Origin of the sequence: Serratia nematodiphila DZ0503SBS1, assembly GCF_000738675.1 — a bacterium.
In the GTDB taxonomy this organism is placed as follows: Bacteria; Pseudomonadota; Gammaproteobacteria; order Enterobacterales; family Enterobacteriaceae; genus Serratia; species Serratia nematodiphila.
In genome coordinates, this window is the sequence record NZ_JPUX01000002.1 from 342727 (window position 1) to 355419 (window position 12693).

Sequence of the window (12693 nt, forward strand, 5' to 3'; positions counted from 1 at the left end):
TGGCCAAACATGTCGAGATATTGTTATTTCGTACTAGGTTCTTAGCGCTTCAGCACCGCTTTTACCGCATCGCCGATGTCCGCCAGGCTGCGAACGGTTTTCACGCCCGCCGCTTCCAGCGCAGCAAACTTCTCGTCCGCCGTGCCTTTGCCGCCGGCGATGATGGCGCCTGCGTGGCCCATACGCTTGCCTTTCGGCGCGGTCACGCCGGCGATGTAGCCGACAACCGGTTTGGTGACGTGTTCTTTGATGTAAGCCGCCGCTTCTTCTTCAGCGCTGCCGCCGATCTCACCGATCATCACGATCGCTTCGGTCTGCGGATCCTGTTGGAACATCTTCAGGATATCGATGAAGTTGGAGCCCGGGATCGGGTCGCCGCCGATGCCCACACAGGTGGACTGGCCCAGACCGGCATCGGTGGTTTGTTTCACCGCTTCATAGGTCAGGGTGCCGGAGCGGGAAACGATGCCCACTTTGCCCGGCAGGTGGATGTGACCAGGCATGATGCCGATTTTGCACTCGCCCGGGGTGATCACGCCAGGGCAGTTCGGCCCGATCATGCGCACGCCGGCTTCGTCCAGCTTCACTTTCACGGTCAGCATGTCCAGGGTCGGGATGCCTTCGGTGATGGTGATGATCAGTTTGATGCCGGCATCGATCGCTTCCAGAATGGAGTCTTTGCAGAACGGCGCTGGAACGTAGATGACAGAGGCCGTCGCGCCGGTCGCTTCAACCGCTTCGCGCACGGTGTTGAACACCGGCAGACCCAGGTGCTGAGTGCCGCCTTTGCCTGGGGTGACGCCGCCAACCATTTTGGTGCCGTAAGCGATAGCTTGTTCGGAATGGAAAGTCCCCTGGCTACCGGTGAAGCCCTGACAAATTACTTTGGTGTTTTTATCGATTAAGATGGACATTATTTACCCTCCACTGCTGCAACAACTTGCTGAGCCGCATCAGTCAGGCTGGTCGCAGCAATGATATTCAGGCCGCTGTCCGCCAGTTTCTTGGCGCCCAGTTCGGCGTTGTTCCCTTCCAGGCGCACCACGACCGGGACGTTAACGCCCACTTCAGCCACTGCGCCAATGATGCCGTCGGCGATCAGATCGCAACGTACGATACCACCGAAGATGTTAACCAGAACCGCTTTCACCTTGTCGTCGGACAGGATGATTTTGAACGCTTCGGTCACGCGCTCTTTGGTCGCGCCGCCGCCCACGTCCAGGAAGTTGGCCGGTTCGCCGCCGTGCAGTTTAACGATGTCCATGGTGCCCATCGCCAGACCGGCGCCGTTCACCATGCAGCCGATGTTGCCGTCGAGGGCAACGTAGTTCAGCTCCCACTGGGCCGCACGGGATTCACGCTCGTCTTCCTGAGAAGGGTCACGCATTTCACGCAGTTCAGGCTGACGGAACAGGGCGTTGCCGTCGGCGCCCAGTTTGCCGTCCAGGCACACCAGATCGCCCTGCTTGGTGATCACCAGCGGGTTGATCTCAACCATCGCCAGGTCGCGCTCCAGGAACAGCGTCGCCAGACCCATGAAGATCTTGGCGAACTGGCTGACTTGCTTGCCGGTCAGGCCCAGTTTGAAGGCCAACTCACGGCCCTGATAAGGCTGTGGACCCGCCAGCGGATCGATGGTCATTTTGTGGATCAGTTCTGGGGTTTCTTCCGCCACTTTCTCGATTTCCACGCCGCCTTCGGTAGACGCCATGAATACGATGCGACGGGTCGCGCGGTCTACGACGGCGCCCAGGTACAGTTCTTTATCGATGTCGGTCGCCGCTTCAACCAGGATCTGGTTAACCGGCTGGCCCAGCGCGTCAGTCTGGTAAGTCACCAGACGCTTGCCCAACCAGGCTTCCGCGAAAGCACGGATATCTTCTTTGCTGTTGACGACTTTAACGCCGCCCGCTTTACCGCGGCCGCCAGCATGAACCTGACATTTCACCACCCACGGGCCGGAGCCGATTTTGGATGCGGCTTCTTCTGCTTCACGCGGAGTGGTACAGGCGTAACCGGTCGGTGCCGGCATGCCATACCGAGCAAACAGCTGTTTTGCCTGATATTCGTGTAAATTCATGATGTTCTATCCATTCAGTTCTGAAGGTTTTTAGCCGGACCATTATTACGCGGTAAACCGCATGGTTTTCCGGCCACATAGCACAGAGTGCGGGCGCGGCACGCCGCGCCCGGCAAGGGTTACTAGACGTCCAGCAACAGACGAGCCGGATCTTCCAGCATCTCTTTGACCGTCACCAGATAACCGACGGATTCCTTACCGTCGATCAGGCGGTGGTCATAAGACAGCGCCAGATACATCATCGGCTGGATCACCACCTGACCATTGACCGCCATTGGGCGATCTTTGATGGCGTGCATGCCCAGGATGGCGCTCTGCGGCGGGTTGATGATCGGGGTGGACATCAGGGAGCCGAATACGCCGCCGTTGGTAATGGTGAAGTTACCGCCGGTCAGCTCTTCCACGGTCAGTTTGCCGTCGCGGCCCTTAACGGCCAGCTCTTTGATTTTCTTCTCGATGTCAGCCATGCTCATGGCGTCTACATCGCGCAGTACCGGCGTCACCAGGCCGCGCGGGGTAGAAACCGCGATGCTGATGTCGAAGTAGTTGTGGTAAACCACGTCGGAACCGTCGATCGACGCGTTCACTTCCGGGAAGCGCTTCAGCGCCTCAACCACCGCCTTGATGTAGAAGGACATGAAGCCCAGACGCACGCCGTGGCGTTTCTCGAAGGCTTCGCCGTACTGCTTGCGCAGATCCATGATCGGCTGCATGTTGATTTCGTTGAAGGTGGTCAGCATCGCGGTGCTGTTCTTCGCTTCCAGCAGACGCTCGGCGACGCGTTTGCGCAGGCGGGTCATCGGCACGCGTTTTTCGCTGCGGCCGGCCAGAGCCGGCTGCGGTGCGGCTTCAACGGCGGCGGCCGGTTTGGCGGCGGCGCCGCCTTTGGCCAGGTGCGCTTCCACGTCTTCACGGGTGATGCGGCCACCCACGCCGGTGCCTTTGATGGCGCCGGCATCGAGGTCGTGTTCGGCGATCAGGCGGCGAATCGCCGGGCTGAGCGCGTCATTGCTTTCTTCTTCCAGGCTCGCGGTCGCGCGCTGTGCAGGCGTGGACTCTTTCTCCTGGCTCTTCTCGGCGGTCGGTTTGCCGGAGCTGTCGCCTGGGCGGATGCGGCCGAGCAGCTGGCGAGACAGCACGGTCGCGCCCTCTTCTTCCACGATAGCATCGAGAATGCCCGCTTCACTGGCCGGCACTTCCAACACCACTTTGTCGGTTTCGATTTCAACCAGAACTTCATCACGCTGCACGCTGTCGCCCGGTTTTTTGTGCCAGGTGGCTACGGTCGCATCGGCAACCGATTCAGGAAGGTCAGGAACCAGAATATCTACGCTACTCATTTAGCTTTCCCTTAAGTTTTTTATCATCTGCTTGCCGGCCCCTCGGCCGGCAAGCGAGCGAACATTAGTCAATATTCAGCGCGTCGTTCACCAGAGCCTGCTGCTGCTTCTGGTGTACGGACATATAGCCCACCGCCGGAGAAGCGGAGGCCGGACGTCCTGCGTAACGTAAAGAAGCCCCGAACGGCACCACTTCACGGAAGTTGTGTTGGCTGCAGTACCAGGCTCCCTGGTTCAGCGGCTCTTCCTGACACCAGACGAAGTCATGCACATGCGAGTATTGCTCCAGCACGGCCTGCACGGCCTGATGCGGGAACGGATACAGCTGCTCGATGCGCACGATGGCCACGTCTTTCTGCTCGTTCTTGCGACGCTGTTCCAGCAGGTCGTAGTAGACCTTGCCGGAGCACAGCACGACGCGCTTGACCGCTTTCGGATCCAAGTCATCGATCTCGCCGATCGCCGGCAGGAAGGTGCCGTTAGCCAGCTCGTCCAGCGAAGAAATCGCCAGCGGGTGACGCAGCAGTGACTTCGGTGACATCACCACCAACGGACGGCGCATACCGCGCAGCGCCTGACGACGCAGCATATGGTAAACCTGCGCCGGCGTAGACGGGACGCACACCTGCATGTTCTGCTCTGCGCACAGCTGCAGATAGCGTTCCAGACGCGCGGAAGAGTGCTCAGGGCCCTGGCCTTCATAGCCGTGCGGCAGCAGCATCACCAGGCCGCACATACGGCCCCATTTTTGCTCGCCGGAGCTGATGAACTGGTCGATAACGACCTGTGCGCCGTTGGCGAAGTCGCCGAACTGCGCTTCCCAGATGGTCAGCGTGCGCGGTTCCGCCGTGGCGTAGCCGTATTCGAACGCCAGCACCGCTTCTTCAGACAGCACGGAGTCCCAGACCTTGAATTCGCCCTGGCCGCTGTGGATGTTCGCCAGCGGAACATAGACCGAACCGTTTTTCTGGTTGTGCACCACCGCGTGACGGTGGAAGAAGGTGCCGCGGCCGGCGTCTTCGCCGGAGATGCGGATTGGAATGCCTTCATCCGCCATGGTGGCGTAAGCCAGCGTTTCGGCAGCGCCCCAGTCGAACGGCTTGTTGCCTGCGGCCATCTCGGCGCGGTCCGCGTAGATTTTCGCCACGCGCGATTGCATTTCGATCGCTTCCGGCACGGTGCTGATGCGGCGGCCCAGCTCCTGCAGGCGCTTCATCTCAACCTTGCTCGGGTACTCTTCGTCCCACTCGTGGTTCAGGTACGGCGACCAGGTGAAGGAGTGCAGGTTCATCGGACGCCACTCTTCAACCACGCAATCGCCGCGGTCGAGCGCATCACGATACAGGTTGACCATTTCCGTGGCATCTTCCAGGCTGGCCACTTTCTGTTCGGTCAGAACGTCAGCATAGATTTTGCGCGGCGTAGGGTGTTTCTTGATCTTCTGATACATCACCGGCTGGGTGGCGCTCGGCTCGTCGGCCTCGTTGTGCCCATGGCGTCGGTAGCAGACCAGATCGATCATCACGTCACGCTTGAAGGTGTTACGGAAATCCAACGCCAGGCGAGTGACGAAGGCCACGGCTTCCGGATCGTCCGCGTTAACGTGGAAGATCGGTGCCTGAACCATTTTGGCGATGTCGGTGCAGTATTCGGTAGAGCGCGCATCCAGCGGGTTGGAGGTGGTGAAGCCAACCTGATTGTTGATGACGATACGCACGGTGCCGCCCACTTCGTAGCCGCGAGCCTGAGACATGTTCAGGGTTTCCTGAACCACGCCCTGGCCGGTGATGGCGGCGTCGCCGTGGATGGTGATCGGCAGCACCATGTTGCTGCGCGCTTCGTCCAGACGATCGCGACGGGCGCGTACCGACCCCATGACCACCGGGCTGACGATCTCCAGGTGCGACGGGTTGAACGCCAGCGCCAGGTGAACCATGCCGCCTTCGGTTTCCACGTCGGAGGAGAAGCCCTGGTGATATTTCACGTCACCGGTGCCGAGGTGTTCTTTATGCTTGCCGGCGAATTCGTCGAACAGATCGGCCGGCTTTTTGCCCAGCACGTTGATCAGCACGTTCAGACGGCCGCGGTGGGCCATGCCCAACACCACTTCGCGCGTGCCGTTCTTGCCGGCGTGGCGCACCATCTCTTTCAGCATCGGCACCAGCGCGTCGCCGCCTTCCAGCGAGAAGCGTTTGGCGCCCGGGAATTTGGCGCCCAGGTAGCGCTCCAGGCCTTCCGCCGCGGTCAGCTCGTTCAGGAAACGGCGTTTTTCGTCGGCGGTAAAGCTGGCGCGCCCCACCACCGACTCGATGCGCTGCTGGATCCAACGTTTCTCTTCGGTGTTGGTGATGTGCATGTACTCAGCGCCGATCGACCCGCAATAGGTCTGCTTCAGCGCGGCGTACAGATCGCCCAGCTTCATGGTTTCTTTGCCGATGGCGAAAGAGCCCACGTTGAAGGTTTCCTGGAAATCGGCTTCGGTCAGGTTGTGGTAAGCGGGATCAAGGTCAGGAACTTGCTCGCGCTGCCACAGGCCGAGCGGATCGAGGTTGGCATGCTGATGCCCGCGGAAGCGGAAGGCGTTGATCAGCTGCAGTACCTTGACCTGTTTGGCGTCGGTTTCCGGATCGGTGATGGTGGTGTTGTAGCGCGCGGAGTCTTTCGCCAGGCGGCGGAAGTAATCGCGCGTTTGAGAGTGAAGCTGATCGGGTTTGACACCCGCGGTTGGTAGCTGTTGAAAAATGGAACGCCAGCTATCTTCAACGGAACCCGGATCGGTTAAGAAGTCTTCATAGAGCTGCTCTATGTAAGACTGGTTCGCGCCCGCCAGATAGGAGGAATCCAGCCAGGCCTTCATTGCGCCGTTCTGCATCATGATCCCTTAAGCTTTGAAGCTTTAGTTTTCGCCGTGGTTAACATAATTACCGTGATGAATACGGTTTGCCGTAAAACGGTTCACTCGACGTACTTGCGGCCATGTCGGCCCGATACGTTCTGTTATGGACCTTGCGGTCCCTTACAAGGAACCTCTAAAAACCGGCGGAAGAACCAGGCTGCATAGCGCCGCAGCCGCGGGTCAGTTTTTAGAGGTTCCCTCCCCTATGGGATGTGCGCCGGAAAAGAGCCCGGCGCAGCATCTCATTCCGTTTATGCGCCGCGTTGCAGCAGCATGGACTTGATATGCCCGATCGCACGCGTCGGGTTCAAGCCTTTAGGACATACACTGACACAATTCATAATGCTATGGCAGCGGAAAACACTAAAAGCGTCGTCCAGATCATCTAAACGTTCTTGCGTTTCCGTGTCACGGCTGTCGATCAGGAAGCGATACGCCGCCAACAGACCGGCCGGGCCGATGAACTTGTCCGGGTTCCACCAGAACGATGGGCAAGAGGTCGAACAGCAGGCGCACAGGATGCACTCGTACAGACCGTCCAGCTTGGCGCGCTGCTCCGGCGACTGCAGGTGCTCGCGCGCCGGCGGGTTCTTGCCGTCGTTCAGCAGGTATGGCTTGATCTTTTCATATTGGGTATAGAACTGGCCCATATCCACCACCAGATCGCGCACCACCGGCAGGCCCGGCAGCGGACGGATCACGATCTTGCCGTTGCCTTTGCGCAGCGACGAAACCGGAGTGATGCACGCCAGGCCGTTTTTACCGTTCATGTTCAGGCCGTCGGAACCGCACACGCCTTCGCGGCATGAGCGACGGAATGACAGGGTCGGGTCTTTTTCTTTCAGCTGGATCAACGCATCCAGCAGCATCATGTCGCGACCTTCTTCCGCTTCCAGGGTGTAATCCTGCATGTGTGGCGCGTCATCGACATCCGGGTTGTAGCGATAAATGGAAAATTCGAGTTTCATCTGTCGATCTCCGCAATTAGTAAGAACGCACTTTCGGCGGGAATGCCGGGCGCAGCTTCGGTTGCATGTTCACTTCGCGGCGCGTCATGCTTTCCGATTGCGGCAGATACAGCGAATGGCACAGCCAGTTGGCGTCATCGCGTTCCGGATAGTCGAAGCGGCTGTGTGCGCCACGGCTCTCGGTACGGAAGTTGGCCGACACGGCGGTGGAATACGCGGTCTCCATCAGGTTATCCAACTCCAGGCATTCGATGCGCTGGGTGTTGAACTCGCTGGAGGTATCGTCCAGGCGTGCGTTCTTCAGACGTTCACGGATCACTTTCAGTTCTTCCAGGCCCTTGGCCATCGCATCGCCTTCGCGGAATACCGAGAAGTTGTGCTGCATGCAAGACTGCAGCGCTTTGCGAATTTCGACCGGGTCTTCGCCGGAACGGGTGTTGTTCCAACGGTTCAGACGATCCAGCGAGGCTTCCACGTCGGAGTCGCTGGCGTCACGGCTCACGCCCTGCTCTTCCAGCGATTCCTGCAGGTGCATGCCGGCGGAACGGCCGAACACCACCAGATCCAGCAGCGAGTTGCCGCCCAGGCGGTTGGCGCCGTGCACCGATACGCAGGCGATTTCGCCCACGGCGAACAGCCCCGGGATCACCACGTCTTCGCCTTTCTCGTTCACGGTCAGCGCCTGGCCGGTCACCTTGGTCGGAATGCCGCCCATCATATAGTGACAGGTTGGGATAACCGGGATCGGCTCTTTCACCGGATCGACGTGCGCGAAGGTGCGGGACAGTTCCAGAATGCCCGGCAGACGGGATTCCAGCACCTCTTTGCCCAGGTGATCCAGCTTCAGCTTGGCGTGCGGGCCCCAAGGACCGTCGCAGCCGCGGCCTTCGCGGATTTCGATCATGATCGAACGGGCAACCACGTCGCGGCCAGCCAGATCTTTGGCGTTCGGCGCATAACGCTCCATGAAGCGCTCGCCGTGCTTGTTCAGCAGGTAGCCGCCTTCGCCGCGGCAGCCTTCGGTCACCAGCACGCCCGCGCCGGCGATGCCGGTCGGGTGGAACTGCCACATTTCCATGTCCTGCACCGGCACGCCGGCGCGCAGCGCCATGCCGACACCGTCGCCGGTGTTGATGTGGGCGTTGGTGGTGGACTGGTAAATGCGGCCAGCGCCGCCGGTCGCCAGCACGGTGGCCTTGGCTTTGAAGTAAACCACTTCACCGGTTTCGATGCAGATAGCCGTGGTGCCGACCACCGCGCCGTCCTGGTTTTTCACCAGATCAAGCGCATACCACTCGGAGAAGATGGTGGTGTGGTTTTTCAGGTTCTGTTGATACAGGGTGTGCAGCAGCGCATGGCCGGTACGGTCGGCTGCGGCTGCGGTACGCGCCGCCTGCTCGCCGCCGAAGTTCAGCGACTGGCCGCCGAACGGGCGCTGATAGATGCGGCCGTCGTCCAGACGAGAGAACGGCAGACCCATGTGTTCCAGTTCCAGAATCGCTTCCGGGCCGGTTTTACACATATATTCGATGGCGTCCTGGTCACCGATATAGTCGGAACCTTTCACCGTGTCGTACATATGCCATTCCCAGTTGTCCTCGTGGCTGTTGCCGAGCGCGACGGTGATGCCGCCCTGTGCGGACACGGTATGGGAACGGGTCGGGAAAACTTTGGACAGCAGGGCACAGGTCGAGCCCGCTTGGGAAATTTGCAGCGCGGCACGCATGCCCGCACCGCCGGCGCCGATTACGACGGCATCAAACTCTCTGACTGGCAGTTTCATTTAAGCACCCCACACTACGATTGTTCCGTACAGTAAATAGACCAGCAACGCGACCACGACAGCCAGCTGCAACACCAGGCGAACCGCCAGCGGCTTGACGTAGTCCGTCAGCACCTGCCACAGCCCGATCCAGGCGTGCACCAGAATCGACAGCAGGGTCAGCAGAGTGAACACTTTCGTAATGGAAGTGGCGAAGAAACCGCGCCAGATGTCATAAGTGAGTTCCGGAGCCGTGACGAAAAAGCCCAGGATATACAGGACGTACAGGGTAATGATGATAGCGGAAGCGCGCAGCAGCAGCCAATCGTGCACGCCGTTGCGCCCTAATGCAGAAACGTTGTTTACCATACGAGGACTCCAGCCAGAACTGACAGCACGACGGTCAGACCGATCGCCACCTGGGCGGAACGGGTGCCGGCGGCCAAACTCTCTTCGATGTAGCCAAAATCCATTAACAAGTGACGGATGCCACCGCAAATGTGATAGGCCAGCGCCGTGAGGATGCCCCAGAATATGAATTTGACGATGAAGCTATTCATGATGGCGGCCGCCTGCAGGAATCCCTCTTGGGAAGAGAGTGACAGGCCCAGCAGCCAGAGGAGGATACCCACGGCAACGAAGGTAATTACGCCAGAGACTCGGTGTAAGATAGACGCTATCGCAGTTACGGGGAACCGGATCGTTTGCAGATCCAAGTTGACAGGTCGTTGTTTTTTCACGTATTTGCCCACACAGCTCTTATTATTTTCCTTCCTCCGGGCCTGGGCGGGGATCAGACAGCGTTAAGAGCCTAAAACCCTTACACGTCACGCGCTCAAACATCAACATCCTCTGTGCTCAAACGGCGCGCATTTATAACGCTGGGTGCTCCTACTTCAGGGTAATCCGGAGACCTGGCGGCAGTATAGGAGGATCACATTCTGATTACAATTCTCATACAACCGCTTTGATAACATTTCCCCCGAACAGTGATTCAGATCACGGATTTCACAATTAGTGCAAAATTAATTATCTGATTTGACAAGAGATCAACATTTCCATTACATATAGGGGCACAAACGGTCCTATGATGCGCTATGGGTCAGCAGATACACTTCCTCCCGGGTTCGAGTTATGCAACAGTGTATTTGGCGAACCTATCCCAATAGCCGTTGTTTCCCGCTCGAGTTTGCCGGCGTCAAAAGCAAATAAAGCACACAAAAACAGATTATTGGGATAGGTTCACATCTCTTCGAACAGCTCATAGGTAAGATTAACAGACTATAACGAATTACTATGAATCGTTAACAACTGGTCACCCGTCTCGTTCGCCTGGTCAGCACTCTGTACCCTACCCGCGCACAGTTGCGCAGTCGCTCACAGAGTTAGCGTCCGCACCATTTTTTTGCGGGCAACCTGCAGAGATTTAAGGTATTTCAGTTGTTAGTGGTTTTTAAAATAAGGCGCTAAGGAGACAGTAAATGACTGATAAGAAAGCGACGCTAACCATTAACGACAGCGAAGCTCCGATCGAACTGGGCGTATTGACACCGACACTGGGCCCCGATGTCCTCGATGTCCGCGCTCTGGGTTCCAAAGGTTATTTCACATTTGATCCCGGCTTTACCTCCACCGCTTCTTGCGAATCCAAGATTACCTTCATCGACGGCGACAAAGGCGTGCTGCTGCACCGCGGCTTCCCTATCGAGCAGCTGGCGAAAGAATCTTCCTACCTGGAAGTGTGCTACATCCTGCTGTACGGCGAGACCCCAACGCCGGAAGAATTCGAAACCTTCAAGACCACCGTGACCCGTCACACCATGATCCACGACCAGATCACCCATCTGTTCCGTGGCTTCCGTCGCGACTCGCACCCGATGGCGGTGCTGTGCGGCGTGACCGGCGCGCTGGCGGCGTTCTACCACGATGCGCTGGACGTCAACAACGAGCGTCACCGTGAAATCACCGCGTTCCGTCTGCTGTCCAAAATGCCGACCGTAGCCGCGATGTGCTACAAATACTCCCTGGGCCAGCCGTTCGTTTATCCGCGCAACGATCTGTCCTATGCCGGCAACTTCCTGCACATGATGTTCGCCACCCCGTGCGAAGAGTACGTGGTGAACCCGGTGCTGGAACGCGCCATGGATCGCATCCTGATCCTGCACGCCGACCATGAGCAGAACGCCTCTACCTCAACCGTGCGCACCGCCGGCTCTTCCGGCGCCAACCCGTTCGCCTGCATCGCGGCCGGCATTGCCTCTCTGTGGGGGCCGGCGCACGGCGGCGCCAACGAAGCGGCGCTGAAAATGCTGGAAGAGATCAAGACCGTCGAGCACATTCCGGAATTCATCAAGCGCGCCAAGGACAAGAACGACTCCTTCCGCCTGATGGGCTTCGGCCACCGCGTGTACAAGAACTACGATCCGCGCGCCACCGTGATGCGCGAGACCTGTCACGAAGTGCTGAAAGAGCTGAACAAGAAGGACGACAACCTGCTGCAGGTGGCGATGGAGCTGGAACACATCGCGCTGAACGACCCGTACTTCATCGAGAAGAAACTGTACCCGAACGTCGACTTCTACTCTGGCATCATCCTGAAGGCGATGGGCATTCCTTCTTCCATGTTCACCGTGATCTTCGCCATCGCGCGCACCATCGGCTGGATCGCCCACTGGAACGAAATGCACGACGAAGGCATCAAAATTGCCCGTCCGCGTCAGCTGTACACCGGCTATGCCGAGCGTGATTTCAAATCCCAGCTGAAAAACAAGTAAGCCGTTTTACCGGCTGAAACGCACAGCGCCGCCCTTTCGGGCGGCGTTTTTTTTGGCTATTTCTGGCAGCCTGGGCACCAATAAAACGGCCGCGAAGACAGCTCGGTACGCACGATCATCCCACCACAGCGTTCACAGGGCTCGCCGCTGCGATGAAACACCTTGAAGCGAAACAGCGCGCCGTGATGCCGGTTGTCATCCGCCTGCCCGCGCGTCTGGTAGGAAAGGCGCGGCACCGCCAGCAATGCCTCCGCCAGGTGGCGCAGCGCATCTGGCGCCAGATCCTGCGGTTTGTGCTGCGGCGCCAACTCGGCCTGCCACAGGATTTCGGCGCGCAGATAGTTGCCCAATCCGGCAAGAAACGCCTGGTCGAGCAGCATGCCGCCCAGTTGCCGGCGGCGAAAACGCGGCATCAGCAAACGCGCCTGCACCTCATCCACCGTCAGCGACATGTCCAACACGTCGGGGCCGATGCGTTGCAAAAACGGGTGTTGCTCTATTTCCTCGCGCGGCCCGACGGTAATGTCGGAAGCGCTGTAGAGCAAAATCGCGCTATGAGCGGTTTCCAGCCGCACCCGCAGATCGCGTTTGGTCTCCGGCGCCTCCCCCGCCGCCGCCACTTTCCACACGCCGTACAGCTGGTTGTGGCTGTACATCGTCAACCCATTGGAGAAATGGGTCAGCAGCGCCTTGCCGCGCGGCTCGATGGCGACGATACGCTCGCCGAGCAGACGCTGGCGATAGTGCTTCAACTGGGGAAAAGCGAAATCGACGGCGGTCAGCGGCTGATCGATCACCGCCGCCGCCAGTTTGTCCGCCGCCCGGCGGATCTCCGGTCCTTCCGGCATAGACCACTCCTTGCGTAGACCCGGC

General features: G+C 59.0%; 10 protein-coding genes. 1 reads left to right on the forward strand and 9 read right to left on the reverse strand.

Going from position 1 to position 12693, the window contains the following annotated elements:
* Positions 1-41: 41 nt before the first annotated feature.
* The 8 genes from sucD to sdhC form a co-directional block, all read right to left on the reverse strand.
* On the reverse strand, positions 42-914 hold the full coding sequence (gene sucD, locus JL05_RS22270) for a succinate--CoA ligase subunit alpha (RefSeq protein ID WP_004939878.1): 873 nt from the start codon (positions 912-914) through the stop codon (positions 42-44).
* The gene (sucC, locus tag JL05_RS22275) at positions 914-2080 is read right to left on the reverse strand and encodes an ADP-forming succinate--CoA ligase subunit beta (protein ID WP_015376978.1); all 1167 of its coding nucleotides are present in this window, start codon (positions 2078-2080) and stop codon (positions 914-916) included. Before sucC ends, sucD begins: the two co-directional genes overlap by 1 nt.
* 122 nt (positions 2081-2202) lie before the next feature.
* A complete protein-coding gene (gene odhB / locus JL05_RS22280) occupies positions 2203-3420 on the reverse strand; it encodes a 2-oxoglutarate dehydrogenase complex dihydrolipoyllysine-residue succinyltransferase (RefSeq protein ID WP_033633906.1) in 1218 nt (405 codons plus the stop codon).
* 64 nt (positions 3421-3484) lie between these two features.
* Positions 3485-6292, reverse strand: a complete 2808-nt coding sequence (gene sucA / locus JL05_RS22285; RefSeq protein WP_015376976.1) for a 2-oxoglutarate dehydrogenase E1 component — start codon at positions 6290-6292, stop codon at positions 3485-3487.
* A gap of 275 nt (positions 6293-6567) precedes the next feature.
* On the reverse strand, positions 6568-7284 hold the full coding sequence (locus tag JL05_RS22290; protein WP_015376975.1) for a succinate dehydrogenase iron-sulfur subunit: 717 nt from the start codon (positions 7282-7284) through the stop codon (positions 6568-6570).
* Positions 7285-7300: 16 nt separating this feature from the next.
* Complete coding sequence (gene sdhA, locus JL05_RS22295) at positions 7301-9067, reverse strand: succinate dehydrogenase flavoprotein subunit (protein WP_015376974.1); 1767 nt, start codon at positions 9065-9067, stop codon at positions 7301-7303.
* Entirely contained in the window at positions 9068-9415 is a 348-nt protein-coding gene (gene sdhD, locus JL05_RS22300) for a succinate dehydrogenase membrane anchor subunit (protein ID WP_004939891.1), read from the reverse strand.
* The gene (gene sdhC / locus JL05_RS22305; RefSeq protein ID WP_004939893.1) at positions 9409-9798 is read right to left on the reverse strand and encodes a succinate dehydrogenase cytochrome b556 subunit; all 390 of its coding nucleotides are present in this window, start codon (positions 9796-9798) and stop codon (positions 9409-9411) included. Before sdhC ends, sdhD begins: the two co-directional genes overlap by 7 nt.
* 729 nt (positions 9799-10527) lie before the next feature.
* Here sdhC and JL05_RS22310 point away from each other — a divergent pair.
* Positions 10528-11820 (forward strand): citrate synthase, encoded by a 1293-nt coding sequence (locus JL05_RS22310; RefSeq protein WP_016928730.1) that lies wholly within the window; start codon positions 10528-10530, stop codon positions 11818-11820.
* A gap of 56 nt (positions 11821-11876) precedes the next feature.
* On the opposite strand, the gene nei is transcribed toward JL05_RS22310, so the two are convergent.
* Positions 11877-12668 carry an endonuclease VIII gene (gene nei / locus JL05_RS22315; protein WP_033633907.1) on the reverse strand — a complete coding sequence of 264 codons (792 nt, stop codon included), beginning with the start codon at positions 12666-12668 and terminating at the stop codon, positions 11877-11879.
* Positions 12669-12693 lie beyond the last annotated feature (25 nt).